The 26,553-nt window shown below is 48.6% G+C and carries 20 protein-coding genes; 16 read left to right on the top strand and 4 right to left on the bottom strand.

The features are described from left to right. Positions 1-8: 8 nt before the first annotated feature. The gene (locus tag QFZ48_RS01540) at positions 9-1,334 is read right to left on the bottom strand and encodes a GntP family permease (RefSeq protein ID WP_429060827.1); all 1,326 of its coding nucleotides are present in this window, start codon (positions 1,332-1,334) and stop codon (positions 9-11) included. 169 nt (positions 1,335-1,503) lie between these two features. Here QFZ48_RS01540 and QFZ48_RS01535 point away from each other — a divergent pair, with 169 nt between their 5' ends. The 3 genes from QFZ48_RS01535 (at position 1,504) to QFZ48_RS01525 (ending at position 3,975) form a co-directional block, all read left to right on the top strand. Further along, positions 1,504-2,034, top strand: a complete 531-nt coding sequence (locus tag QFZ48_RS01535) for an OmpA family protein (RefSeq protein ID WP_429060825.1) — start codon at positions 1,504-1,506, stop codon at positions 2,032-2,034. A gap of 112 nt (positions 2,035-2,146) precedes the next feature. After that, positions 2,147-3,256, top strand: a complete 1,110-nt coding sequence (locus QFZ48_RS01530; protein ID WP_429046301.1) for a Gfo/Idh/MocA family protein — start codon at positions 2,147-2,149, stop codon at positions 3,254-3,256. Positions 3,257-3,381: 125 nt separating this feature from the next. After that, the gene (locus QFZ48_RS01525; RefSeq protein WP_429060823.1) at positions 3,382-3,975 is read left to right on the top strand and encodes a porin family protein; all 594 of its coding nucleotides are present in this window, start codon (positions 3,382-3,384) and stop codon (positions 3,973-3,975) included. Between the two features lie 6 nt (positions 3,976-3,981). Here the strand turns inward: QFZ48_RS01525 and QFZ48_RS01520 are convergent, their stop codons facing one another. Further along, positions 3,982-4,485: a DinB family protein gene (locus QFZ48_RS01520; RefSeq protein ID WP_429060821.1), complete on the bottom strand. Its 504-nt coding sequence runs from the start codon at positions 4,483-4,485 to the stop codon at positions 3,982-3,984. Positions 4,486-4,633: 148 nt separating this feature from the next. Continuing rightward, entirely contained in the window at positions 4,634-5,494 is an 861-nt protein-coding gene (gene folD / locus QFZ48_RS01515) for a bifunctional methylenetetrahydrofolate dehydrogenase/methenyltetrahydrofolate cyclohydrolase FolD (RefSeq protein WP_429046305.1), read from the bottom strand. Positions 5,495-5,657: 163 nt separating this feature from the next. Between folD and QFZ48_RS01510 the strand changes: the two genes are divergently transcribed. The 5 genes from QFZ48_RS01510 to QFZ48_RS01490 all read left to right on the top strand — a co-directional run bounded on the left by QFZ48_RS01510 (position 5,658) and on the right by QFZ48_RS01490 (position 14,811). Then, positions 5,658-7,646, top strand: a complete 1,989-nt coding sequence (locus QFZ48_RS01510) for an FAD-dependent oxidoreductase (RefSeq protein WP_429060819.1) — start codon at positions 5,658-5,660, stop codon at positions 7,644-7,646. Between the two features lie 111 nt (positions 7,647-7,757). Further along, positions 7,758-8,324, top strand: coding sequence for an RNA polymerase sigma factor (locus QFZ48_RS01505; RefSeq protein ID WP_429046308.1), 567 nt, complete (start codon positions 7,758-7,760; stop codon positions 8,322-8,324). 134 nt (positions 8,325-8,458) lie between these two features. After that, positions 8,459-9,721, top strand: coding sequence for a FecR family protein (locus QFZ48_RS01500; protein WP_429060818.1), 1,263 nt, complete (start codon positions 8,459-8,461; stop codon positions 9,719-9,721). A gap of 51 nt (positions 9,722-9,772) precedes the next feature. Next, a complete protein-coding gene (locus QFZ48_RS01495) occupies positions 9,773-13,099 on the top strand; it encodes a TonB-dependent receptor (RefSeq protein ID WP_429046311.1) in 3,327 nt (1,108 codons plus the stop codon). An 11-nt stretch (positions 13,100-13,110) separates the two neighbouring features. Continuing rightward, a complete protein-coding gene (locus QFZ48_RS01490) occupies positions 13,111-14,811 on the top strand; it encodes a RagB/SusD family nutrient uptake outer membrane protein (protein WP_429060816.1) in 1,701 nt (566 codons plus the stop codon). Between the two features lie 60 nt (positions 14,812-14,871). On the opposite strand, the gene QFZ48_RS01485 is transcribed toward QFZ48_RS01490, so the two are convergent. Then, positions 14,872-15,798 (bottom strand): helix-turn-helix transcriptional regulator, encoded by a 927-nt coding sequence (locus QFZ48_RS01485; protein ID WP_429046313.1) that lies wholly within the window; start codon positions 15,796-15,798, stop codon positions 14,872-14,874. Between the two features lie 93 nt (positions 15,799-15,891). Here QFZ48_RS01485 and QFZ48_RS01480 point away from each other — a divergent pair, with 93 nt between their 5' ends. From QFZ48_RS01480 to QFZ48_RS01445, 8 genes are all read left to right on the top strand, one after another. After that, positions 15,892-16,776 (top strand): SDR family oxidoreductase, encoded by an 885-nt coding sequence (locus tag QFZ48_RS01480; protein WP_429060815.1) that lies wholly within the window; start codon positions 15,892-15,894, stop codon positions 16,774-16,776. Positions 16,777-17,092: 316 nt separating this feature from the next. Beyond that, complete coding sequence (locus QFZ48_RS01475) at positions 17,093-17,647, top strand: RNA polymerase sigma-70 factor (RefSeq protein ID WP_429046315.1); 555 nt, start codon at positions 17,093-17,095, stop codon at positions 17,645-17,647. Between the two features lie 95 nt (positions 17,648-17,742). After that, the gene (locus QFZ48_RS01470; protein WP_429060814.1) at positions 17,743-18,684 is read left to right on the top strand and encodes a FecR family protein; all 942 of its coding nucleotides are present in this window, start codon (positions 17,743-17,745) and stop codon (positions 18,682-18,684) included. A 30-nt stretch (positions 18,685-18,714) separates the two neighbouring features. After that, positions 18,715-19,161: an STN domain-containing protein gene (locus tag QFZ48_RS01465; protein ID WP_429060813.1), complete on the top strand. Its 447-nt coding sequence runs from the start codon at positions 18,715-18,717 to the stop codon at positions 19,159-19,161. Further along, positions 19,148-22,021, top strand: a complete 2,874-nt coding sequence (locus QFZ48_RS01460) for a SusC/RagA family TonB-linked outer membrane protein (protein WP_429060811.1) — start codon at positions 19,148-19,150, stop codon at positions 22,019-22,021. Before QFZ48_RS01465 ends, QFZ48_RS01460 begins: the two co-directional genes overlap by 14 nt. 18 nt (positions 22,022-22,039) lie before the next feature. Beyond that, on the top strand, positions 22,040-23,665 hold the full coding sequence (locus QFZ48_RS01455; RefSeq protein ID WP_429060809.1) for a RagB/SusD family nutrient uptake outer membrane protein: 1,626 nt from the start codon (positions 22,040-22,042) through the stop codon (positions 23,663-23,665). 287 nt (positions 23,666-23,952) lie between these two features. Beyond that, positions 23,953-25,680 (top strand): GH116 family glycosyl-hydrolase, encoded by a 1,728-nt coding sequence (locus QFZ48_RS01450; protein WP_429060807.1) that lies wholly within the window; start codon positions 23,953-23,955, stop codon positions 25,678-25,680. Beyond that, positions 25,577-26,524: a GH116 family glycosyl hydrolase gene (locus tag QFZ48_RS01445; protein WP_429060805.1), complete on the top strand. Its 948-nt coding sequence runs from the start codon at positions 25,577-25,579 to the stop codon at positions 26,522-26,524. Before QFZ48_RS01450 ends, QFZ48_RS01445 begins: the two co-directional genes overlap by 104 nt. Positions 26,525-26,553: the final 29 nt, after the last annotated feature.

Here is a 26,553-nt window from a genome sequence, read left to right as displayed (position 1 = left end):
TTTGTCATCTACACCGCCAGCACCAGCGACAACAAATACACCAACCCCACAGACACCAGCCCCATTACCACCGTACCCGTGCTATACACCCGCAGCATATCTTTTATTTCCAGTCCTGAAAATTTAGAGATCACCCAGAAGTAAGCGTCATTGGTGTGTGAAATCATCATGGACCCTGCACCCATTGCCAGCACACAAAGGATGCGGCCATTAGCGGAATCCAACCCCATTACCGGCAGCAGTGGCTGCACAATGGCGGCCGCGGCAATCACGGCTACGGTAGACGACCCCTGCGCGGTTTTCAGGAGCGCAGTGATGAGGAACGGAAGAAATAATCCCAGCGCAGCGATGGATTGGTTCTGCGCAATATGGCTGCCAATATCTGCTTTTGCGAGGATGGCGCCAAAGGCGCCGCCACCGCCAATAATCACCAGTATGCCTGCTGCTTTTTCAGCGCCTTCCTGCAGGATAGCGCCCATATTATTTTTCAGTTGGGATAACGCCAGCAGGATACCTGCGCTGATCGCCACTTCAGGAATACCAAGAATAGAGATCGCCTTTAGTGCCGGGGAAGGATGTGTTAATTCCAGGCCGCTCAGGGAACGGACGGCAATGAGCAGTACCGGAACAGCGATAGGCAGCACAGACATGAGCACAGAAGGACCACGGGGCGTTTCGGTAGCAATGTCTTCTTCATTACTAACGCCAACGGCTATCCGCCGGCCGGCGAATACCGACCATAAATAACCTGCCGCCGATACCGGGATGGCAATGAGTAATCCAAACAGCATTACCCTGCCCGTTTCCGCCTGTATAGTGCCGGTGGCGGCAGTGATACCGGGGTGCGGCGGCATCAGGCAATGAACGGCATACAGGCCGGTGGCCAGTGAAGATGCCATCACAATCATCGGAATCCCCGAACGTTTGGCCAGCGCTTTATTTAATCCGCTTAATACTATAAATCCCGAGTCGCAGAAAATAGGCATGCCCACCAGGTAGCCGATGATATTCATCGCCAGCGCAGAGCGGCCGGTGCCGGTGCGGTGTAACACATAGTTGGCCAGCACAGTAGTGCTGCCGGTATATTCCAGGATCAAACCCAACGTAGTGCCGAGCACAATGAGCAATCCCAGTGAGCCAATAATATTACCCATGCCGCTTTTAATACTGCCAAGGATATCCGTTACGGGCAACTGTAAAATCACGCCGGTGAGAACACTGGCCAGCAGCAATGCAAAAAAAGCATGCACCCGGAAGCGCGCGGTGAGCAATACAATGAGCGCAATGCCCGCCAGCAATCCCAGCATGCTTTGTATCAAAGGAATGGTATTCATATCTCTCCAAGATAAAAAGAATTACGCAATACCCCGTATAGGTGTTACCGTGGCAGCACCAGCAGGTTATAACATTAACGCATATATGTTTTTGCAAATATTACAGATTATTTATGCAACAGCTTGATAATGGCTATTTTACCTACCTTTGCACCTTAATACAGCGGATATGAAAAGAATGTTATTGACCTCACGTTATTGCCTGCTGGCAATAGTGACCATTGTTTTAATGGCTTCGTGCGCATCTTCCCGGAAAAGCGGCAGCCAGCATGCTTATATGAACAAGCAGTATGAAGAGCTGAAAAACACGTTGAATGATGCGGAAGTAAGTATCATCAAAGACAGCCTGAAAGTTATCTTCCCCAACAACGTACTGTTTTCATCGTCTTCCGACCAGGTGAACGAAAGCGTAAAGCCTACCTTCAAACATTTTGCAGAAGTACTCAACAAATACAATAAAACAAAGATCCTGATCACCGGTCATACGGATAACACAGGCGCGGCGGAATACAACCGTGATCTGTCTGAACGCCGTGCAACAGCCGCCAAACAATTGCTCAGCAGTTTTGAGGTGAGCAACGACCGTATGTTCACCTGGGGATTGTCTGACCGCGATCCTGTTGCCACCAACGATACAGAAGCAGGCAAGGCAAGGAACAGGAGAGTAGAGTTCGTAATTTTGTATGATGTAAAGAATTGATTTTTTTTAAGATAGTCAGCCGCTCCGGGCAACGGAGCGGCTTTTTTTTTGATATAATTTCCTGGATAAATTTTGTATTATTAAGGAATCAATGAAACCCAAATCTCCCGTCATGAATACTCGTCGTGATTTTATACAGAAAATTGCCGCCTCCGCTATGGTATTGCCCCTGATGCCGCTTGCAGGCTGGGCAAAAGATCTCCAACACTATGATGGCCCGGTATTACGTGTAGCCATTATGGGATTGGGCAGCTATGGCAACCGGGTGGCAGAAGCCATGCAGGCATGCGTAAAGGCAAAACTGGTAGGCGTGGTCAGCGGCACCCCCGCTAAAATAAAAGACTGGCAGAGCCGGTTTTCCATACCTGACAAGAACTGTTATAATTACGAAAACTTCGACCGCATAAAAGATAACAAAGACATCGACGCGGTATATATCACCACACCCAATGCACTGCATCACGACCAGGCCATCCGCCTGGCCGCAGCAGGTAAACATGTGATCTGCGAAAAGCCAATGGCGCTGAATGCCAAACAGGGCCAGGAAATGATCGCCGCCTGTAAAAAAGCAAACGTAAAGCTGCTGGTGGGATACCGCATGCATTTTGAAGCCAAAACACTGGAAGTTATCCGCATGCGTAAAAACGGCGACTTCGGAAAAATCATGTTCTTCCAGGGGCAATGCGGTTTCCGTATTGGCGACCCCACGCAGTGGCGCCTTAATAAAGATCTGGCCGGCGGCGGTTCCTTAATGGATATAGGCATCTATGCTATCAACGGCTCCCGCTATATGACTGGCGAAGACCCTATATGGGTAACAGCCCAGGAAACCAAAACCGACCCGGTGAAATTTAAAGAAGGCGTGGACGAAACCATCCAGTTCCAGCTGGGCTTCCCCAGTGGCGCCGTGGCATCGTGCCTGTCTACTTACAACATGAACTACCTCGACCGCTTTTACCTCACCGGCGAAAAAGGATTTGCAGAGATGCAGCCTTCCACCGGCTACGGCCCCATCCGCGGGCGCACCAATAAAGGAGAACTTACCCAGCCACACGTTACCCATCAAACCGTGCAAATGGAAGAAATGGCAGGGATCATCCTGGAAGGAAAACAACCGGTCGTAGCTGTGGATGGAGAAGAGGCCCTGAAAGACCTGAAAATTATTGACGCCATCTATCACGCCGTTAAAACCGGACAGAAAGTAGACCTTAAACTGTCATAACCCCAAACGATCTGCCGAGGAAATATCCCGCGTGATAGTGAAAAACAGCAGGATCATCTATTAGTGGTCCGGGCGCAGCAATTCGCATCTGATCAATTCGTTTCTTTATGCTAAAATCATCAGCTATGAAAAAACGATTACTGTCAGTATTGTTGCTGGTTTGCCTTGCTGCCACGGCCAGCGCACAAGGACTGCATTACGGCATCAAGGCAGACCTGAACATGTTTAAACTGGATGGGGCAGGCATTAAATCAAATTATACACTGGGCGGAAGATTAGGCGTATACGCCGAATATGATTTTACAAAAAAATGGGGGCTGCAACCGGAACTCCTGTTCTCGCAGGTGGGACCCAAACGTGACGATGATTTCGGTGCAAAATATATTTCTGCCGGCAACGACAACGCCAATAAAAGCATTAAACTCAGCTATATTACCCTGCCCCTGTTATTGCGTTACAACGTGAATAAGTTAATTACTATCAACGCCGGACCGCAATACAGCTACCTGTTTTATGCCAATGAAAACCTCCTTAACTACAACCGTAATGCTTTTAAACGCAGTGATCTGGGAGTGGCTGCCGGCGCCACATTGAACTTCGACATACTGCACGTATACGCACGCTATGTACTTGGCCTTACGAATGTAAACGACATTGATGACCGCTACCAGTGGAAAACACGCCAGGTACAAATCGGCATTGGCGTGAATATTAAGTAAACAGCCTTACGCCTTTACTACGGTATCGTATATACGTTGTAACTGGTGTATATGTCTTTGCGTATGAATATTGATGAACTGTATCCACTCCAGCCGGGTAAAAGGTCCGAAGCCAGGCACTTCAAAGTCGGTGCATTCTTCTGTAAGGTTAACGGTATTGGCGGCAGTGGTTAATTTATGCCAGGCGGCAGCGATATCTTCCAGTACAGCTTCTTTCGGCATATAACCTTCTTCCGGTACAATCATGTCTGGCGACTTCATTTTAATATCGAAGTTCAGGAACAGTGATTTTACGGCGGGTATTTTTTCATCCGGTTGACGGTCGGTAGGTACCGCCTCGCCATACAAGATGCCACAGTCGCCGGCTTTGCAAATATGCGATGCCACCTGCGCGGCTGTCCAGCTGTCTTCAAAAGGTACCTTGTTCAGTTGTTCGTCATCAAAGGACGTAAGCAGTTGTTGCAGGATATCGCCGGTGTTGGTTACTTCGCGGAGCAGTTCTTGTCTCATGATTTTCTTTTTCACAAACTTAGGTGGATATATCGGTATATAACGGGTGTGAAAACGACAATCAGGCGGGCAAAAAAGGACAATAACAGCTGCAGTTATTTCACTACCTGCAGCTGTTCCCTGCATTATATTTTTTGGAACTTAAATATTATTTCCTGGAAGATCCCAGTTTTCTTTCAGCAGATTCCACTGTTTGGGCAATCAGTTTTGCGATAGTCATAGGTCCAACGCCACCCGGTACCGGCGTGTAGGCGGCCACCCGGTTTGCTAATGGCCCGAGTTCTATATCGCCGATGCCGCCTTTGTGATAACCGGCATCTATTACAACGGCATCATCTTTTATCCATTCCGCTTTTATAAATTCAGGTTTGCCCACTGCGCCTACTATAATGTCTGCCTGTTGGATAAGCTCCCGTAAATTATTGGTCCGCGAATGACAAATAGTTACCGTGGCATTTTCATTCAGCAGCATCATAGCTACCGGTTTGCCGAGGATAGGACTCCGGCCCACTACTACTGCATGCTTACCGGCAACAGGTACCTGGTAATGCTTCAGCAACTCCATAATTCCCGCAGGGGTGGCACTGCCATAAGCGGGTTCGTTCATCGACATACGGCCAAAGCCCAGGCAGGTAACCCCATCTACATCTTTATCAATATGTATTTTATCGAAACACGCCCGCTCATCGATCTGTGACGGAACCGGGTGTTGCAACAGGATACCGCAGATCTGGTCGTCGTTATTCAGCTTTTTAATGGTATCCAGCAATTCCTTGGTAGTGGTTTCTTTAGGCAGGTGTACTTTTACAGAGGTCATGCCCACCCGCTCACACGCATTCCCTTTCATTTTCACATATACTTCCGAAGAAGGATCATCGCCCACCAGGATGGTAGCCAGAACAGGCACCACGCCCGTTTTTTCAATGATGCGCTGCACCCTGATCTTTAATTCTGCTTCCATTTGTTTGGATAAAGCTTTTCCGTCGAGTAGTATTGTTGTTGCTGTCATATTTTGGTGTTTATTTCCGTGTGTTGAGCCAGATGTATGTAGAAGACAGCAAAGATACTAACCACCTGCGACATAATTTTTTTTCGTAAGACACATTCCTGTTACCTTTTTTTCCGTCTTTATAAACATAACGGTCTTTTAAAGGGCTGTTATTGATTCACGTATGAAAATAAAACTCTTTTCTATCCTCCTTGTAGCTACAGGGTATCTCCTTCCGCTTAACAGTTCCGGGTTTACAGCGCCTCCCAGGGAGGTGGACATTTGCGTATATGGCGGCACCTCTGCAGGTGTAATAGCTGCTTATACGGCAAAGCAGTTGCATAAAACAGTACTGCTCGTATCACCTGACAAACACCTGGGCGGCCTTACCTCCGGCGGTTTGGGATATACCGACATCGGTAATAAGTATGCTATCACCGGGTTATCGCGCGACTTCTACCGCCGGATCGGCAACCACTACGGAAAACTGGAACAGTGGATCTTTGAACCCCATGTGGCGGAAGCTACTTTCCAGCAGTATATCGATGCCGCCAAAGTGGAAGTGCTGTACGGATACACCATCAGCAACGCAGTAAAGAAAAACGGGTATGTTACGGAAATAACCGTGAACGGACCCGCGGAACAGGTGGTTAAAGCCAAAATGTTCATCGATTGCTCCTATGAAGGCGATCTGATGGCCAAAGCTGGCATCTCTTATACCGTTGGCCGGGAATCCAATGCACAATACCACGAAACCTACAACGGCGTTCAGCTCCTCGACAAACACCAGTTCCCCGACGGCATTGATCCGTACAAGATCCCCGGCAAACCCGAAAGCGGCCTGCTGTGGGGCATTAGTCCCGATTCGCTGGCCGCCCATGGCGAGGGCGACAAAAAGGTACAGGCCTATAATTTCAGGATCTGCCTGAGCAACCGCCCGGAAAACCGTATTCCAATCACCAAACCGGAAGATTATGATCCGTCGCGTTATGAGCTGCTGATACGCCTCCTGAATGCTACCAAACCTGAAGCGCTGAAGCCCAACCTCAAGATAGATCTCATGCCCAACGGGAAAACGGATATCAATAATTACGGCGCTTTTTCCACGGATATGATCGGGATGAACTATAACTACCCGGAGGCCGATCCGGCTACCCGGAAAAAGATCATCCGCGATCATGAGCTTTATACCAAAGGACTGTTATATTTTATAGGACACGATGAACGGATCGCTTCCCATCTCCGGGAACAAATGTTACAATGGGGGTACCCGAAAGATGAGTATACGGATAACGGCCATTGGTCGCCCCAGCTGTATATACGCGAGGCCAGGCGCATGATCGGCGGATATGTAATGACACAGGCCAATTGTGAAGGCCGGGAAAAAGTAACGGATGCCGTTGGTATGGCGGCCTACAATATGGATTCCCATAACTGCCAGCGTATCGTAGTAAATGGTATGGTAAAAAATGAGGGAGATGTACAGATTGGCGGTCTTGGCCCTTACCCGGTTTCTTACAGGTCCATCACACCTAAACCGGAGGACGCGAAAAATGTACTGGTGCCGGTTTGTTTATCAGCGTCGCACATTGCCTATGGCTCCATCCGCATGGAACCGGTATTTATGGTACTGGGGCAATCTGCTGCCACCGCAGCGGCGGTAGCCATCGATCAGCGCAGCTCCATACAGGACGCAGACGTAAAAAAGATCCAAACCATGCTGCGTACCAACCCGCTGGTGGATAACAGCCCGGCGGAAATACTGGTGGACGACAATGACGAGCAACACGTAACCATTACCGGCGAATGGAAAAAGGTGATCCATGGCTGCTATGGCCCTTCCATGCTCACAGACGACAGCAAGGGAGCTGTGCGCAAATCGGTACGTTTTTCACCGGCTATCGGGAAAACGGGTAAATATGAGGTATTTACCTATGTGCCGCGCCTACCCGGATTGGATGGAAATGCACGGGTAAAGGTATACGATGGCCGTACGGTAAAGGAAGTGGAAATTGCAGCGGCAAGTATAAAAGTAGAGGGACAAACCAGTGGCGAATGGGTGAGCCTGGGTAGTTACCAGCTGAAAGCCGGAACCGGCGCCTATGTGGAAATAGACAACCACAAAACGGACGGGATAATAGCTGCGGATGCAGTATTATTTATCCCGAGATAATTATTTTGGAAAAAATAGAACAGGAAGGATTCGGTTTACATTTTTTATCGTCTTTATAATTACAGGTAGTTCCGCGAAATGATTATTTTGTAATAAATTCCATGACCTTCCTTGCCGAAAGATAGTCCACATAATGAAAAAGAGCTGTTGCTGCGTGTGGCAGCGGGGGATCAGCCCGCCTTCCAGCGGTTATTTGACCGGTACTGGGGGAAGATGTATGCCAACACCCTGCAATTTGTTAAGTCGCCTGCCGTGGCAGAAGACCTGACACAGGAAATTTTTATAAAAATATGGATGAACCGGGAACGCCTGCTGGCAGTACAGCGTTTCGATGCCTTCCTGTATACGATGGCAAAAAACCTGATCCTGGATGAGTTCAGGAAAAGGGTATTGCCCACGGTGCAGGAAGAAGGACACCATGTGTACATGGCATCGGACCAGCCGTCTGCCCAGGATAAACTGGAACTGAAGGATTTTGAAGGCCAGTTGCATGCTGCCATTAACCAGCTGCCGGCGCAAATGCAACTGGCCTTCCGCCTGAGCCGCTTCCAGGGATTGTCGCACGATGAAATAGCCCGGCAGATGAATATTTCCAGGGTCACTTCCAAAAATTATATTGCACGGTCCATTGCCGCCATCCGGAAGTATATGGGTGGGAGAGCGGAGCATGTTACATGAGCATGGAAACAGGTGATAACGTTGCCGGTTAAACGAAGTGAAATATTTTCCGGTAACAGAAGGATTCCCGTTCGTTCTTTTGTCGTCTTTATTATACAACCCTTCATGAGAGTGTTGTGCTTGCATCCGGTTTTATGTTACACGATGAGTTAAAAGATTTATTGGAGAAATACCTGGACAACCGGATCACACCGGAAGAAACCAGGCGCCTGCAGGTATTGATGCAGGCAGAACGTAACGGGCCGGCAATGGAAGAAATGATTGAAGCCATACTGGCGGAAGACAGGTATGCGGCTAACGCTCATCCTGATCTGCAACAGGCTTTTAACAAGGTAATGGAAACTGCTGCCTTGCGGCAGGCGCTGACGCGGAGAGATGATGACGCGGAAACAGGCAACGATGCGCAGCCACCAATAAAGGAGGAAGATAACCGCTATCATATCTCCCGGAAAAGTATCCGCACTTTTTATAAAACAATGGCCGCGGCAGCAGCAGTAGCATTTATACTGGCAGCGGGTTACACCTGGCGCTATTATTACGCAAGCCCGGCACCGTTGGTATCAAGTAAAACAGCTTCGCCCATACCGGCAGGTAACAAAGCTGAGCTGATCCTGGCAGATGGCAGCACCATTGTGCTGGACGATGCAGGAACAGGAACAGTAGGCAAACAGGGAAACACCCGTATCATTAAACTGGACAGTGGCCGGCTCGCCTATCGTGGCATGAGCAGTAGCAGTGGCGCCGCCCCCGAATATAATACCATCCGCACGCCTAAAGGAGGACAGTACCAGGTAGTATTGCCCGATGGCAGCCAGGTATGGCTGAACGCCGCCTCTTCACTGAAATTCCCTGTAGTGTTTACAGGCAGCAACAGAACAGTACTCCTCACCGGGGAAGCGTATTTTGAAATCGCACAAAATGTGGCGAAGCCTTTTGTGGTTCAAACATCCGGTATACAGGTGAAAGTACTGGGCACTCACTTTAACGTAATGGCTTACACCGACGAAGCCCGTGTAAAAACAACCCTGCTGGAAGGCGCTGTCAGCGTAACACAAGGCGCTGCTACCGCAATGATGAAACCTGGTCAGCAGGCAAGCATCGCTGAAAAAGAAAACCAGTTTTTAATTACCCGCCCGGAAATAGAAGAGGTAATGGCCTGGAAAGAAGGACAGTTCAAATTCCGCAAAACAGATATCACCGTTATCATGCGACAGATAGCCAGGTGGTATGATGTGGACATCGAATACAAGGGCGATCTTTCCGGTATTCAGCTGTATGGCAGCATGACCCGCAAGGAAAGTGTAACACAGCTCCTGGAGCTGCTGGAACAAACCGGAAGGGTGCATTTCACCATCAATGGAAGCCGTATCACCGTAATGCCCGCCACTATGAAGTAAATCAGGAGAGTACTCCACGTATGAATTATTTAAACTCAACCAGAAGATAGTATGGAACTGTTTACCATTGTCCACTCCCACGGGAGCAGGAGCCGTATGCCGGCTAAACAACGAACATGGCGGGTATTTAAATTTACCGCCTGGCTGCTGCTGGCAGCCTCACTTACCGCCAGCGCTCAAACCGTAAAGCTCTCCGTGAGTAAAATGCCGCTGGATAAAGTATTTGATCTTATCAGCAAGCAAACCGGCTACCAGTTTATCTGCGATGAAAAACTGCTGGAAGATGCGCCGCCGCTCAGTGTGAATATTGCCAACAAATCGCTGGAAGAAGCCCTGAAGATCTGCCTGAAAGATCTTCCGCTTACCTACACGATTAAATATGGCACCGTAGTTATCAAAAAAAACACACCGCCCGGCGGAACGCTTTCCCCGCAGGACGGCAGCTCACCGGCAAAAACCATTACCGGCATCGTTACGGATAGCGCCGGTGTAGGCTTACCCGGCGTAACGGTAGGCATCAAAGGCACTACAAAAGGCGTGCTCACAGATGAAAATGGCAAGTTTTCACTGCCCAATGTAACAGACCAGGACGTACTTAGTATTTCCAGCATCGGGTATCTTACAAAACAACAACCTGTTAAAGGGGAAAAGTTTTTTCGTATACCTTTATCCGTTACTCCCGCGGCATTAACGGAAGTAGTGGTAGTAGGATATAGTACCCAGAAAAAAGTAAACCTCACGGGAGCCGTAGCCACCGTATCCGGCGAGGTGCTGGCCGCGCGGCCGGTAGGACAAACCGCTGCGGGGTTGCAAGGTACCATGCCCGGCGTTACTATTACGCAAGGCAACGGTAAACCCGGCGGCGATGGTGGTACCGTACGCGTGCGCGGCTGGGGTACCCTTAAAAACCCCGATCCGCTGGTGCTTATCGATGGCGTGGAAGGCTCTATCAACAACATCGATCCTAATGTGATCGCCTCCGTTAGTGTGCTGAAAGACGCGGCATCGGCGGCTATATATGGTTCGCGTGCGGCTAACGGCGTAATACTCGTAACCACCAAGAGAGGCAAAAGCAACAAGCTGTCCATTAACTATAACAACTACGTTGGCTGGCAGAAACCTACCAATCTGCCTGCACTCACCAACGCACTGGATTATATGTTGCTGGCGAATGAGGCGTATAAAAATTCCGGCCGCTCTCCGTTGTACTCTGATGCATTGCTGGAAAAATACCGGCAGCAGGGAAACGGCAGCTCGGATTCGCTGCCCAATACCGATTGGCAAAAGGCCGTGTTAACCGGTTCCGGTTTTCAGCAAAGCCATTTCCTGACAGTGAACGGTGGTACAGATAAAGTAAAGATGCTGGTATCACTGGGGTATTTTGACCAGAAAGGGCTGATGGATAACAACGAATTTAAACGCCTTACCATCCGCAGTAATACCGATATCATTTTTTCGAAGAAGTTAAACATGCAGTTTGACCTGCAGTATATCAGCCCGGTAACCACAGAGCCGGCAACAGGCGCTGATGTGATCTTTGCCTACATGAATAATATTTCCCCCAATCAGCTGGCGGTAAATGCCAACGGTACCCGCGGGGAAGGATGGGTAGGCATCAACCCGGCGGCAGCAGCCAGCGAAGGTGGTCTGAACCGCGTAAGTGCGCCCTGGGGCAGTCTCAACACGTCCATCAACTACCAGCCGGTAGAATGGCTTACTGCTTCCTTTAACATCGCCCCCAAATACGTGCAAACCTATACGAACAAGTTTAATAAAGTGGTGCAAACCTATCATCCTGATGGCACTCCCAGCTATAAGTTCCCACCGGTAAGCACCCTGGACGTTTCCAGTCAGCGGCAGTTTTACAACAATATGCGCGGTACGCTCACATTCCAGAAAAAATACGGCGTACACGACCTGAAAGTATTGGGCGGCGTGGAACAAAACAGCTACCGCCAGGACAGATTCACCGCGTACCGCGACAACTACGTTTTACCCGACTATCCCATACTGAATGCCGGAGCGGCTACCAATATGAATAACGGCGGCGCCGGTGAAGAGTGGGCGCTGCGTTCCTTTTTCGGCAGGATTAACTATAACTACAAAGAAAAGTACCTGCTCGAAGTTAATACCCGCTACGATGGATCTTCCCGTTTTGCAGAAGGCCGCAAATGGGGGGTATTCCCTTCTGCATCAGCCGGATGGCGCATTTCAGAAGAAGCATTTATGGCATCGCTGAAACCGGTGGTGAATGAATTAAAGCTCCGCGCATCGTGGGGCCGGCTGGGTAACCAGAACATTGGAACCTACCCGTCTGCCACTGTGGTGAATCTCAGCTCTTATACAATGGGCGGACAAATCATAGGCGCCGCCGCCCTGGATTCTCTCGCGAACAAAAATATTACCTGGGAAAGTACCGAGATGAGCGATATTGGATTTGATGTAACCCTGTTTTCCCATCTCTCCATAACAGGAGATTATTATGTCAGCAAAACAAAAGATATCCTGCTGCTGCTCAATATCCCGCTCATCACCGGGCTGACAGCCCCTTACCAGAACGCAGGAAAAGTAAGTAACAAAGGCTGGGAGCTTGGCATCAACTACGATGGCAGGATCCGCGACTTTAAATACAATATCGGTGTGAATGTATCCGACGTAAAAAATAAAGTAGTGGATATGCACGGTATTAATCAATCGGCTGTAACCGTGAGCAGGGAAGGATACCCGGTGAATTCTATTTTCGGGTTAGAGGCAGAGGGATTTTTCCAGAATGCCGATGAAGTAGCCAAACATGCCACACAATTCGGCACTGTTGCACCGGGCGATATCAAATACAAAGATCAGAACGGCGATGGCATCATCAACGAAAATGACAAGGTAATTATTGGCAACACCATTCCCCGCTATACTTATGGCGTTAGTTTAAACGCATCGTGGAAAGGCTTCGACCTCAGCGCATTTCTGCAAGGTGTAGGTAAAGTAGACGGCCTGATTTACGGCGCCGGTATCATGCCTTTTTATGTAAGCTCTGTAGGCGGTACCGCCCAGGAGCGCTTCAAAGATTACTGGACGCCGGAGCATAAAGATGCCGCATTTCCGCGGCTGGTATTTGGTGGCACCAACAACCAGCAGATCTCCAGTTTCTGGATGAAGAGCGCCGCTTATCTGCGCCTGAAAAACTTACAACTGGGATATACGCTGCCGGCCAACCTGGTGAAATCCATGCGGATCAACAGCCTGCGGGTGTTTGTAAATGGTTCCAACCTGTTTACGTCCAGTAAGTTCTGGCCGGGCTATGATGTGGAAACAGCTGTGGGCGTGGCCGACAACTATGCCATTGTAAAGGTCTACAGTTTTGGTGTTAATGTAAATTTCTAAAAACCGAAATCATGAGGAAGCGTTTTACCTGTTGGATGATTGTGGCTGTTACCCTGCTGGGGATACAGGCCTGTAATAAAGATTACCTGGATAAAGATCCTTTAACCGGCCCTTCCGACGCCGCTTATTTCAATAACCAGGACGAACTGCTGCTGGCAGTGAACGGACTGTATAAAGGGCTGAATAAGCCTATGGACAAAGCCTCCGACCCGGCCCAGCTGGACGGGTTTCCCTCAGTGCTCCTGTTTGATGCCATCAGTGATATTGGCTATGAGCGGAACAACAGCGACCTGCAGAAAATAGGGCTGGGTAACCACGATGCCAACAATACCTTTACACAAGGCATCTGGACGGATTACTACAAGGTGATAGGACGGTGTAATTATATTCTGGATAATGCGGAAAGAGTACGGGCCGTGACTGATCCCTTGCTGTACCAGCGCAGTATGGGTGAAACCCGTTTTGTAAGGGCATTTATGTACCAACAGCTGCTGTCGATGTTTGGCGGGGTGCCGTTGGTAACGCATACCCTTTCATTGGAAAACTCGCAGGTGCCACGCAGCGAGAAAGCAGCCGTACTTAAATTCGTATTCGATGAGCTGGACAGTGCGGCAGCATTACTGCCGGTTACCTATCCGGCTACCGATAATGGCCGTGCTACCAAAGGCGCAGCGCTCACTATAAAAGCAAGGGCGGCGCTGTATAACGAACAATGGAAAACTGCTGCTGATGCCGCCAAAGCAGTGATGGATCTTAACGTGTACAAGCTGGATGACAGCTACCCGCGGTTATTTAGCTATGATGGAAAAAGTTCGCCGGAAGTGATCCTGTCCCTGCAGTATCAGTTGCCGGTTATCAACTGGGTAGGACCGTACCCGCTCCTGTGCAGGAATGCCGGCGGTGCTTCCAATAAAATCCCTTCACAGTCGCTGGTCGACAGCTATGAGTGTACCGACGGACTAACCATTGATCAATCACCGTTGTTCAACCCGCAGAAGCCTTTTGAACACCGCGATCCGCGGCTTGGCTTCACGATTGCACTCCCGGGATCCATCTTTTTTAATTACCAGTTTGAAACGCATAAGGACAGTCTCACGTGCTGGAACTATAATACCAACCCGGCTACCCGGATCGTAAACCAGGATGCCGTTAACGCTTACGCTTCTTTCAGTGGTTATTGCTGGCGTAAGTATGTGGATCTGAAAGATAAAGACAATACGCGCCAGTCGACCATGAGCGTGATCCTCGCACGGTATGCGGAAATATTGCTCATGTATGCGGAGGCAAAAATAGAAGCCAATGAGCTGGATGCCACCGTATACCAGGCGATTAACGCGGTAAGGAAACGGCCGGGAGTAAACATGCCGGACATTCCCGCCGGCAGCACACAGGAAGCGCTTCGTTCTGCAGTAAGGAAAGAGCGGATGCACGAATTGTCGATGGAAGGATTCCGTTTGTTTGATATCCGCCGCTGGAAGATTGCCGATAAAGTGATGAAAGGGCCATTTTATGGCCGTGTTCCGAGAGGCTGGCTTGCTGCCGCCCCGAAGATAGATGCCAATGGGATCGCCGATTACAGTGCGGTGCCCAATAAAGGGGAAATGCGGGTGATAGAAGTGCGCACCTTTAATGCTGCACGGGATTACCTGTGGCCGATCCCTTATATAGAAACACAAACAGATCCGTTGATCGTACAAAATCCCGGTTATTAATTCCGGGAGATAAATATCTGGTCACCCATGCTGCTGCCCGTTGTGTTTACAGCGGGCAGCTTAGTTTTTGAGATCTTTCGGAAGCAGGCCGAATTTCTTCCGGAAGGCAGCTGTGAAGTGCTGGGGATATTTATAACCCATCCTGTCGGCCACCTCGTTTACATACATTTTTTCCTCCAGCAGCAATCGCCTGGCTTCCTGCATTTTCAATCCTGAGATGTAGCCAAATACGGTGGTGTTAAACAGGGCTTTAAAGCCGTTTTTCAGCTTCATCTGGTTAATACCGGCAGTGCGGGCCAGTTCCAGTATGGAAAGTGGTTGTTCATAGTGCTGATCGATGTAGTATTTAATGCTGTGAAGCCGCTCTGTATCGCCGGGTGTTAATCCTGCGGGAGCGGGCGATGGCTGGTCCAGTTGCAGCACCTGCATCAGGAATAATTCCGTGGCTTTGGTTTCCAGGTAGGTAGCCTTTAGCGCGCCGCTGTATGGGCTATGCTGCATATCGTTGATGACGCTGTGCATGGCCGGCAGCATTTGTGCGGTAAATTCCGGCGCAGGTATATTAAAAGTGTTGTACCGGCGGAAACGTTCCATAAAACGGCTTTCTTCCGTGAAAATATGATCAAAGAAATCATCCGTAACGATCAGTTCAAAGAAGGAGCGTATTTTATTATTGGTGGGAGGAATGAACAGATCGTGCGACTCCGGTGATTCGCGGTATACCACGAACTGTTTTTCGCGGATGGCGTGTGTACTGGCGGCGCCGGCATCCTGTATCCTGAAGTGTGATACAATGGCCTTTTTTTCCGGATGAAAAGACAACACTTTGGCGTCGTGGTTGATGTAGCTTCCCCAGCGTAGATCTACGCCGTTAAAAGTGATCTCTTCCAGTTGAATGCGAAACCCGGAGGCATCTCCAATACTCAGCTGTTTTTCCTGCACGGGAGGTTTATCTGCGCTATGGGTTACCTGGCATCTGCGGATCATAATACTTCTTTTTGCGTTGATGAGAGTTCCTTCTGCGTTATCAGCCGGAATTTACGGGCGGTAACTTTGGGTCTGCTAAATTAAATCATTAAAATGGAAAACACACCGTACCGCACCGTGTTTGGTGCAACAGGAAAAATAGGCAGGGCATTGCTCGGTTTCTTATCAGAGGCACAGCTGCCCACTATTGCAGTAACCCGCGACCTGGGCAGGGCTGAAAGCCTGCCTTTTGTAGAATGGGTGGCCGCGGATATGAGCCGGCCGGAAACGCTTCCTGCCACCATGGAAAACAGTGTGGCGGCTTTCCTGGTATCCGGCATGGGGGCCAACTTCATAGCGGAACAACACAATGTAATCACCGCGGCGAAGGCTGCGGGGGTGAAAAGCTTTGTAAAATTATCCTCTGCGGCAGCCGGTAAAAGCTGGCCTGCACACATTGCGCCATCGGCCATCGGGCAGTCGCACAGGAAAGTGGAAGACTTGCTGAAAGCCTCCGGCCTGGACTGGACCATCCTGCAGCCGACCGGTTTTATGCAGAACTGGCTGGGCGAGTTTTCAAAACGGGTAAAAGAAGAGCGCAGTATTTATGAAGCTACCGGCGATGGCGGGCGGGCATACATCGACCTGCGGGATATTGCGGAAGTGGCATTTACCGTGCTCAAAGACCCGGCAAAACATGCCGGGCAAACGTATATCCTCACCGGCGACGAAGTCCTTAATTACTGGCAGCTCGCCGATATCATAGGAACGGTGATCCATCAGAAAGTGACCTATGTGCCGCTCACCCTGGAGGAAGCCCGGGAACGGATGGAAAAGACGGGCATGCCGCAATGGACCATTCAAACCCTGATAACGTATGCTGAAGTACAGCGGAATGGCGACGCCACTTATGTGAGCAATGATGTGCAGCAGGTGTTGGGCAAGCCGGCGCGTACCGCCGCAGCTTTTATAGCAGACCATATAGAATGGTTCAGATAAAACCAGCGGCGCCCTTTAAATAATACCCGTTAAAGGACATCTTTACATTTTTTACCCCCGTTCCCCGGAAGTGTTCTTCCGGGGAATGTATTTCGTGTAAAAATGACAATTAATATAAAATAACAATTGAACAGTGGTTTGTTTCCCGTAAACCCTTATCCATCAAATCTTCTGTAATAATTAAAAAAAATCCGGAAAAAAAATAACGGGTCAATAGTTATTAATTGTATATTAGACAATTAATAATTCTCACGTTCCGAAGGAACAGAAGGCCGTAGGTAAAGAGAGGTTTCACGTTTATGTTAATTTTCCACTTATGAATAGTGTGCATCTTCAACAATATGCAGACGATATTCTTTTAAATTTGCTGAAAGAGGATAGCAAGGAAGCCTTTGATGTGATCTATATGCGTTATTGGGAACGGCTGTACTTTTATCTGGTAAAGGCAATCAAGGATACCACGGAAGCGGAAGATATCCTGCAGGAAGTATTTGTGTCCCTGTGGAAACGCCGCAGTAACCTGCACAATGTAGAATCACTGTATACCTATCTTCATTCCTGCGTACGATATGGCGGCTTCCGGTACATCCGCCAGGAAATCAAAAGAAACCATTTCCGTAAATCCTGGGGCATACTCTTCGCGGAGGCCGACGACCTTTTTGAACGGCAACTGGCCGCCAATGAGCTTTCCCTGCTGGTAAACCGTGAAATAGATAAGCTGCCCCTGAAAATGCGGGAAGTATTTCTCCTCAGCAGAACAGAAGATCTCTCTCATAAAGAAATTGCACATAAGCTGAATATCTCCGATAAAACAGTAAAGAAACAGATCAGCAATGCATTGAAATACCTGCACCTCAAACTGAATGTATAATTTTTTCAACTTTTTTTTAAGTCATCTACTACCATCCCTTCTTTTTATACACTTCTATATTAACCACGTGTTCCATACAAAGAAAAACAGCCGTTATGAATGAAACTGACTTTAACACGCTGCTGGAACTTTACCTGGAAGGGAAATGCACGCCGGAACAAAAAGAGTGGATGGAGCAGTGGTTCGACCGCCTTTCAGAAGAAGGAAGCGGGGAGGAGTTGCCTGCAGATAAAGAATTGGTAATGCAGCGGCTGAAAGAACGCATCGACAGACAAATCAAAAGACAAAATTTTTTTAAGCTCCCGGTATTGCTGCGTGTAGCCGCTTCTGTTATTGTTATTTTATCATTGGGCACATGGGCATACCTGCATTATCACAACACAGGCACCGTTGCAGTACAGTATGTTACAAGATCCACCGCCAGGGGGCAACAGCTGAAAATACCGCTTCCGGATGGGTCAATAGTAACACTGAATGCAGGCTCCGGTATCCGTTACCCGGAAAACTTCCGGGAGAACAGAACGGTAACGCTGCTGGAAGGCGAAGCTTGTTTTGACGTAACAACTGATCCTATGCATCCCTTTACTGTTTCAAGTGCAGGCGTACAAACAGAAGTACTGGGCACCGCATTCAATGTACAGGCATACAAAGCATTGGGAGAGGTAACAGTTACGGTTATACGTGGTAAGGTAGCAGTGGAAACATCTTCGCAGGAAGCGCCTTTGATGGTGCTGCCGGATGAACAGGCTATCATCCATACTGCCAACGGGTCACCACAGAAAAGGAAAGTGGACGCGGCGGCCACCACCGGGTGGCTCACAGGAAAATTAATCTTTCGTAATGAAACTTTGCAGCACGTGGCCATCCTGCTGGAGAATATTTATGATGTCAAAATAGTTTTTAAAGATGAAGCTACGAAGGGAATACGTTTTACAGCAAATTTCAGTTCCACCGATTCATTGGAAAAAATTCTTTTCGCTATTGCTAAAGCCAACAAACTTAACTGGTCAGCCCGGAATAAAGTAGTACAATTCTAAATCTTTTCTTAACCAAAATTCTCACTCGTTATGAAGCAATTCATTTGGTGTCATCTCTATGCCATCCGGAAAACGATGCGCACCGGCTGTAGCATATTCCTGCTCATTTCACTCGGCACACAACTTTTGTTTGCAGGCGCCTTAACAGGGCAAACAGCCAGGGAGATAAAAATAGATGTGCAGCTGGAGAACCGCTCCCTGCATGATATCCTGACAGAGATAGAAAAGAAAAGCGGGCTTTCATTTGTGTATAATGATAAACTGGTAGCGGAATACAGGCAGTTGTCCGTATCTGCAAACAGGCAACCGCTCTCTGTTGTACTGGACAAAGTACTGAAGAATACGAAGCTTAGTTACCTGCAGAAAGATAACCTGATCATTATCGTGGAAAAAGAAACTCCGCACCAGGAAATCATCAATGATATACCCATTCAGCAAATAACGATACAGGGAAAGGTAACCGATGATAAGAAATGAGGCACTGCCCGGTGTAAGCGTGAAAGTGAAGAACGGGCAAACAGGCACTTCTACAGATGTGGACGGAAAATACCGCATCGCTGTGGACCCCGGCGCCGTACTGGTGTTTTCCTATGTGGGCTACCAGGATGAAGAAGCGCAGGTGGGCAACAGGACTTTGATAAATGTAGTTATGCAGGGATCGATAGCAAGTCTCCGCGAAGCCGTGGTTATTGGTTATGGCACACAGCGCAGGGGCGATGTAACCAGCGCCATAGCCACCGTGAAGGCGGCCAACTTCGTGAAAGGCCCGGTACTGGATGCGGGACAGCTGTTGCAGGGAAAAGTAGCAGGTTTAACCATCGCTACGCCCAGCGGTAATCCCACCGATGGATCACAAATATTACTGCGCGGTAACACCACCTTATTCGGCGCCAACGCCAATCCCCTCGTTATCGTTGATGGTATCCCCGGCGATCTGAAAACAGTAGCACCCGAAGATATTGAATCGGTTGATGTGCTGAAGGATGGCTCCTCTGCGGCTATTTACGGTGTAAGAGGCTCTAATGGCGTTATCATCATTACCACAAAAAGAGCCAAAGGTACCATCGCTAACTCCGTGGACTACAGCGGCTATGCTACCACGCAAATGATTTCCAGGAAACTGGACATGCTCACGGCACACGACTACCGCGACCAGATCAAAGCCGGCACCAGGCTGGCTTCATGGGATGCAGGCAGCTCTACCGACTGGCTGAAGGAAGCCACCCGTACGCCGTTTTCACAGGTACATAACCTCACCATCCGCGGCGGAAACGCTACCACCAACTACCTTGCATCCGCCAACTACCGCGCGTTACAGGGTATCTTTAAAAAGAGTGATAACAATACTTTCTCCGGCAGGATCGATGTAAACCACAGCATGCTGGATGATAAACTGAAACTGAATATCGGCATCCTGAACCAAACCAATAATTACAATCGTAATAATAACGGTGATAACAGCTTCAACGGATGGATTTACCGCCAAACAGTCATCAGGAATCCTACCGAACCGGTGCGTAAAGAAAACGGCGACTTCTATGAACAAACCGGCAACTTTGATTATGAAAATCCAATGGCCTTATTATATGAAAGCGACGGGGAAGCCAAGAATGTGAATTCGCGCATGAATGCTACGCTTACCTACCGCCCCATTAATAATTTGAAGCTGTCGGCCTTATTCTCCTACGCGCGTTTTAACTCCAACAAAGGTTATGCAGAAACGAAGAAGCATATCTCCAATATCAAAAGCGGCGTGAATGGCTTTGCATCGGTGGCTTCGGATTTATCTATCGATCGCCTCACAGAATGGACGGCCGAGTATTCCCGGTCATTCAATGCGCATCACTTTACATTATTAGGCGGATATGGCTACCAGGAGAATGAGTCTTCCGGTAACTATGCCGATAACCAGGATTTTCCGACTGATCTTTTTGGGTATAATAATATTGGTTTGGGAGAAGGCATCAAGAACCAGCTGGCGAATATCAGCAGTTATAAAAGAGAAACAAACCTGATCAGTTTTTTTGGACGACTGAACTATAGCTACGAAGACCGTTACCTGCTGATGGCCAGCCTGAGAAGGGAAGGAGCCAGCCAGTTGTTTGGTGCTAAGAACCCCTGGGGTAATTTCTGGGCAGCATCCGGTGGCTGGAGAATTTCAAATGAAAACTTTATGAAACAGCAACGGCTGTTTGATGACCTGAAACTGCGTGTTGGATATGGTATTACCGGTAACCCGCCATTGGATGGGTTTTTAAGCCAGCCATTAATTGGCTATGGCGACTATGTATATACCAACGGCAAATGGTCGCGCATCCTGGTGCCTTCTACCAATGCGAATCCGTTTATCCGCTGGGAAGAGAAAGCAGAAGCTAATATAGGATTAGACTTTAGTATGCTGAAAGGCCGCATCAGCGGTAATGTGGATGTATATAACCGGCGGATCAAAGGATTGCTGTATAATTATGAAGTACCCAGTCCGCCTAATCTTTACCGCACCACTACTGCGAACGTAGGTAAAATGGAAAACAAAGGCATTGAGGTAATGCTAAACTTCATCCCGGTGAAAGCAAAGGACTTTACGTGGAATACAAGCGTCAACTTTTCTACCAATAGCAATAAATTAATCAGCCTCTCCAACGAATTATACCAGACCACTACGCCTTACTTCACCACTGGTGCGGCGGGGATTCCCATCCAGACATTTACCAACATTGTAACCATCGGCAAAGGTATCGGCGATTTTTACGGATATAAAGTGATTGATGTGGATGATAACGGTAAATGGATATACGAAGGAAGAGACGGTAAACCGGTCGCCTATGATAATTTTGCCCATGCTTTTGAGGACAAAAAAGTAATCGGTAATGGTTTGCCGAAATACTATGCCGGCTGGAATAATAATTTCTCCTACAAACAATTTGATCTCAGTATCACTATGCGCGGCGCTTTCGGGTATCAGATCATTAATTCGCAGCGGATGTATATGGAGAATCCATCTATACAAAATTATAATATCCTGAAATCGGCTTATGATCCTGTTTTTGGAAAGAAAGTACTGAATGTAAATGCACTGGAATTCAACAGCTATTATGTGGAAAACGGCGATTTCTGGAAGATAGATAACATTACATTGGGCTTCACTTTATCACAGGTGAAAAGCAAGTATCTCAAAGGTGCGCGTTTCTATGTTTCCTCGCTGAATACTTTCGTTATCACAAAGTACAAAGGCCTGGACCCTGAAGTAAACAGGTTGGGACTGAACCCCGGTATGGACGACCGCGATAAGTACCCGTCTACCCGTTCCTTTACCGTTGGTGTGAACCTGAATTTCTAATCTTCCAAAAACACGCATATGAAAATGCTTCGTAAAATAAATCTGCTGATGGTTGTTGTTTTACTGTCGGCGTGCACCAAATTAAAAGATAAGCCATATACCACCATCATCTCCACGGAGTTCAATCCTACTAAAGATGATATTGCCGCGCTGGTGGGCGCAGGATACTCGCAATGGCGGTTTATATTGCTGGACTGGAATGGCCTTTGGCGGGCACAGGAAGTAACTGGCGATCAGCTGGTGATTCCAAAACGCCCGTGGGGATGGTTTGATGACGGGGTATACCAGCGTTTGCACAAGCACACCTGGACTACCGATGACGATGTGGTAAACCAAACCTGGTCCCGGACCTACGCAGGTATCACCAATTGTAACAGGATCATCTACCAGATTGAATCCGGCCTGATACCCATCACAGATGAAAAAGAAGCCACCCTCGCGGAACTGAAGGTGCTCCGCGCGTCGTACTATGCCATTCTTTGCGATTTTTACGGGAATGTTCCCGTGGTAACACAGTTTGATCTGCCTGCAGGATTTCTGCCTCAACAAAGCACGCGTAAGGAAGTGTATGACTTCATTGTAAAAGACCTCACCGATAATATTCCCTTGCTGAGCAAGGATAACACGGTGGCTACCTACGGCAAGTTCAACAAATGGGCGGCCTTTACGCTGCTGGCTAAAATGTACCTGAACGCAGGTGTGTATACCGGTACACCGCAGTGGGAAAAATGTATCAGTGCCTGCGACAGCGTTATGAATTCAGGCGCCGGGTATATCCTGGAACCGGCACAGAAAAATGTGTTTGTAACAGAGAACCAGAGTTCAAAAGAAATCATATTGGCAATTCCGATGGATGAGGATTATACCAATAACTGGAATGCCTTTGACCTGCACATGCAAACATTGCAGCAGGAAAACCAGTCGACCTATAACCTGAAGAATACTCCCTGGGGTGGCATCTGCGCTATTCCGCAATTCATCAGCACCTTTGATGCTGCTGATGCCCGCTATCAGAATAACTGGATCAAAGGCCAGCAGTACACCGCCGGCGGCCAGATGCTGTTTGTGGCGCAGGGCGATTTCGCCGGGAAGCCGCTGAGTTTCGTGAATGAATTACCGGGGTTGGAAAAGGGAGAGTCGGTGCATGGTTTCCGTTTAGGAAAGTTTGAAATAAAGATGGGCGCCACCAACCGGTTGAGTAACGATTATCCGCTGTTCCGCTACGCAGAAGTGTTGATGATGAAAGCGGAAAGCCTGCTCCGTACGGGTAAGGCCGACGAGGCTGCAGCCATTGTTACCCAGGTAAGGCAACGTGATTTTGTGGGTAATCCCGCGAAGGCAGTGGTGACTGGTGCGCAGCTGAAAGGCGGCAGTTCCTATCAATATGGTATGAAAGACGCCGTGAATAATCAGTTCAGCAATGAAGGCGGTGCAGATCTTTCATTCGGCCGCTTTTTGGATGAGCTGGGCTGGGAGTTTGACCAGGAAGGCCATCGCCGCACGGATATGATCCGGTTTGGCGCGTTTACGAAAAAGTCGTGGTTGTCGCATGCCGCCACCAATAATATTAACCGTACGCTATTCCCGATACCCAGAACGGAGATACAGAAGAATAATAATCTGAAACAGAATCCGGGGTATTGAGGTCTATTTTGGTTGTATAAAGATCGCGGGGATGATTAGTCATCCCCGTTTTTTTTGACAGCAACTAATAATCCCTCCTTCAAAATAAAATTTCCACAAACGTTAGGATACTATCATAAATTATTTTAGTTTCAGTCTTGTTATTTTGCTTAAACGTGTAAGCAGAATTTAATGGTCCACGGAGAAACGATGAAAAACGACACATTTAACCAGCAGAGCCATAGTTGATTTTATTGTAAAGTGCAGCAGCGGTACCGCTTACCGGCTGTTTAAAATTTTGAACCCACATGAAAAAAAGTAACAACCGGCGTTTCTTTCTGAAAAACATTGCTGTTGCCTACCTGGGCGCCACCACCATTCCTGCCATAGCGCTGGCGGCAAAGGAAGAAACACCTCCACCGGGAGAAGAAAAGGCGCCCGGTGGCCGTCGTTTTAATGAAACGTACAGCGGAAAATACAATAACCGTATAGCCTTTCCTGTTGGAGGAATAGGCGCCGGCATGTTTTGCCTGGAAGGTACCGGCGCTATTTCACATATGTCGGTACACCATAATCCCGAAATGTTTTATGAACCGGCCATGTTTGCCGCCATTAGTATAAAGGGCATTCCAGATGGAGCGAGGGTACTTGAAGGGAATGTGCCCGACTGGAAAAAATTCGGGCAGCGTGATGCCGGGTTGGGCGGCACCGGCGGCGCCACCTGGGGGCTGCCACGTTTCAACGAATCCACTTTTAACGCACGCTTCCCGTTTGCGGATATCCGTCTCCGTGATAACGCATTGCCGCTTCAGGTATCCATAAAAGGCTGGAGCCCTTTTACCCCGGGCGATGAAGATCATGCCAGCATGCCTTTTGGCGCTCTGGAATACCAGTTTACCAACACCGGCGCCAAACCGGAAGAATATATCTTTTCCTATCATGCCCGCAACTTTATGCGGCAGGGGGACACAGGGAATAGTGTAAAGGCTATGCCGCAAGGGTTTGTTTTATCGCAGGAGGCAATTCCGGATGCGCCCGAAAAGAAAGGCCAATTTGCCATCTTTACTACGGAGCCCTCCACTATTGTGGATCATTGCTGGTTCCGGGGCGGTTGGTTCGATCCCTTAACAATGTCATGGAATACCGTAAAAGCAGGCGAAACACGTAACACCGCACCTGTAGAGAAAGACGCACCCGGAGGATCTTTGTATGTGCCTTTCCGTTTGCAACCCGGTGAGAAAAAAGTGATCCGTTTGATGATGACCTGGTATGTGCCGGATTCAAAACTGCATATAGGTGATAGTCCGGGTGGCGGCACTCCCGCTACCGGCAAATATTACCGGCCCTGGTACAGCAGCAGGTTTAAAGATGTGGCGGAAGCAGCCGATTACTGGTCCGGCCACTATGATGAACTGTACAGGCAAACATCTCTTTTTACAAATACCTTTTATAAAAGCACTTTACCGCCCGAAGTGCTGGAAGCAGTAGCCGCCAACCTCACCATCCTGAAATCCGCTACCGTGATGCGGCAGTATGATGGCCGCTTCTGGTGCTGGGAAGGCTCCGGCGACAGCTGGGGAAGTTGCCACGGCACGTGCACGCATGTATGGAATTATGCACAGGCAGTACCACACCTGTTTCCAGCATTGGAAAGAAGTTTACGCCATACCGAGTTTCATGAAAATCAAAATACGGAAGGACACCAGGGCTTCCGCGCAAATATCCCCATTTCGCCATTGGTGCATAACTTCCATTCAGCTGCCGATGGCCAGCTGGGAGGAATTATGAAAATGTACCGCGACTGGCGTGTCAGCGGGGATAACGACTGGCTGAGGAAAATGTTCCCGCTGGTGAAAGTGAGCATGGATTATTGTATCCGCACCTGGGATCCGAAAAGAAAAGGTATTGTGGAAGAACCGCATCATAACACTTATGACATTGAATTCTGGGGCCCTACCGGCATGTGTACGAGTTTCTATCTGGGGGCACTCACGGCGTTCACTGCAATGGGCGCCCTTTCTTGGCGAAGATGTTAGCGCCTACAAAACGCTTTATGCAAAAGGGAAGCAATACCTGGAAACGGAGTTATACAACGGCGAATATTTTATACAGCAAATAAAATGGACCGACCTGCAGGCGCCCGATCCGGTAAAAGCGCAGTCGTTTAGCACCCAGTACTCGCCGGAAGCATTGGCCCTGCTGAAAAAGGAAGGACCCAAATATCAATATGGTACAGGATGCCTCTCAGATGGCGTGCTGGGTTCCTGGATTGCACGCGTATGCGGCCTGCCGGAACCCGTTGATCCTGCCAAAACAAAAAACCACTTACTGGCCGTACATAAATACAATCTTAAAAAAGACCTGCAACAACATGAAAACCCGCAACGCTCTACTTATGCACTGGGGCATGAAGGCGGACTGCTGCTATGCTCCTGGCCAAAGGGCGGCATGTTGTCGCTGCCGTTTGTGTACAGCAATGAAGTATGGACCGGCATCGAATACCAGGTGGCTTCCCACCTGATGTTCCAGGGTGAAGTGGAAAAGGGACTTGATATTGTACGTGCCTGCCGTCAACGGTATGATGGTACCGTCAGGAATCCTTTCAATGAATATGAATGCGGGCACTGGTACGCCCGGGCAATGTCGAGCTACGGCTTACTGCAGGGACTTACCGGCGTACGGTACGACGCGGTGGATAAAGCCATCCATATCGATTCAAAGATCGGCGACTTCAGCAGCTTTCTGGCCACCGACAAAGGTTTTGGCACTGTGAGCTGGAAGAAAGGTGTACCTTCCTTAACTGTGGCCTATGGTACTATTCCGGCCATACACGCGATAGTTGGGGGAAAAACGATCCCGCTGCAACAATCCGCCGTTTAAATAATAACAGATGAACATTTACCGCTGCC

The sequence above is a fragment of the Chitinophaga sp. W2I13 genome, assembly GCF_050434005.1.
Lineage (GTDB): Bacteria > Bacteroidota > Bacteroidia > Chitinophagales > Chitinophagaceae > Chitinophaga.
Note: the sequence above shows the minus strand (reverse complement) of the source record. Positions and strands in the feature narration are given on the sequence as shown.

Excerpts from the sequence above, each read along its gene's own strand:
- QFZ48_RS01540 (WP_429060827.1), bottom strand. The coding sequence starts at position 1,334 with ATGAATACCATTCCTTTGATACAAAGCATGCTGGGATTGCTGGCGGGC.
- QFZ48_RS01535 (WP_429060825.1), top strand. The coding sequence starts at position 1,504 with ATGAAAAGAATGTTATTGACCTCACGTTATTGCCTGCTGGCAATAGTG.
- QFZ48_RS01530 (WP_429046301.1), top strand. The coding sequence starts at position 2,147 with ATGAATACTCGTCGTGATTTTATACAGAAAATTGCCGCCTCCGCTATG.
- QFZ48_RS01525 (WP_429060823.1), top strand. The coding sequence starts at position 3,382 with ATGAAAAAACGATTACTGTCAGTATTGTTGCTGGTTTGCCTTGCTGCC.
- QFZ48_RS01520 (WP_429060821.1), bottom strand. The coding sequence starts at position 4,485 with ATGAGACAAGAACTGCTCCGCGAAGTAACCAACACCGGCGATATCCTG.
- folD (WP_429046305.1), bottom strand. The coding sequence starts at position 5,494 with ATGACAGCAACAACAATACTACTCGACGGAAAAGCTTTATCCAAACAA.
- QFZ48_RS01510 (WP_429060819.1), top strand. The coding sequence starts at position 5,658 with ATGAAAATAAAACTCTTTTCTATCCTCCTTGTAGCTACAGGGTATCTC.
- QFZ48_RS01500 (WP_429060818.1), top strand. The coding sequence starts at position 8,459 with ATGTTACACGATGAGTTAAAAGATTTATTGGAGAAATACCTGGACAAC.
- QFZ48_RS01495 (WP_429046311.1), top strand. The coding sequence starts at position 9,773 with ATGGAACTGTTTACCATTGTCCACTCCCACGGGAGCAGGAGCCGTATG.
- QFZ48_RS01490 (WP_429060816.1), top strand. The coding sequence starts at position 13,111 with ATGAGGAAGCGTTTTACCTGTTGGATGATTGTGGCTGTTACCCTGCTG.
- QFZ48_RS01485 (WP_429046313.1), bottom strand. The coding sequence starts at position 15,798 with ATGATCCGCAGATGCCAGGTAACCCATAGCGCAGATAAACCTCCCGTG.
- QFZ48_RS01480 (WP_429060815.1), top strand. The coding sequence starts at position 15,892 with ATGGAAAACACACCGTACCGCACCGTGTTTGGTGCAACAGGAAAAATA.
- QFZ48_RS01475 (WP_429046315.1), top strand. The coding sequence starts at position 17,093 with ATGAATAGTGTGCATCTTCAACAATATGCAGACGATATTCTTTTAAAT.
- QFZ48_RS01470 (WP_429060814.1), top strand. The coding sequence starts at position 17,743 with ATGAATGAAACTGACTTTAACACGCTGCTGGAACTTTACCTGGAAGGG.
- QFZ48_RS01465 (WP_429060813.1), top strand. The coding sequence starts at position 18,715 with ATGAAGCAATTCATTTGGTGTCATCTCTATGCCATCCGGAAAACGATG.
- QFZ48_RS01460 (WP_429060811.1), top strand. The coding sequence starts at position 19,148 with ATGATAAGAAATGAGGCACTGCCCGGTGTAAGCGTGAAAGTGAAGAAC.
- QFZ48_RS01455 (WP_429060809.1), top strand. The coding sequence starts at position 22,040 with ATGAAAATGCTTCGTAAAATAAATCTGCTGATGGTTGTTGTTTTACTG.
- QFZ48_RS01450 (WP_429060807.1), top strand. The coding sequence starts at position 23,953 with ATGAAAAAAAGTAACAACCGGCGTTTCTTTCTGAAAAACATTGCTGTT.
- QFZ48_RS01445 (WP_429060805.1), top strand. The coding sequence starts at position 25,577 with ATGACATTGAATTCTGGGGCCCTACCGGCATGTGTACGAGTTTCTATC.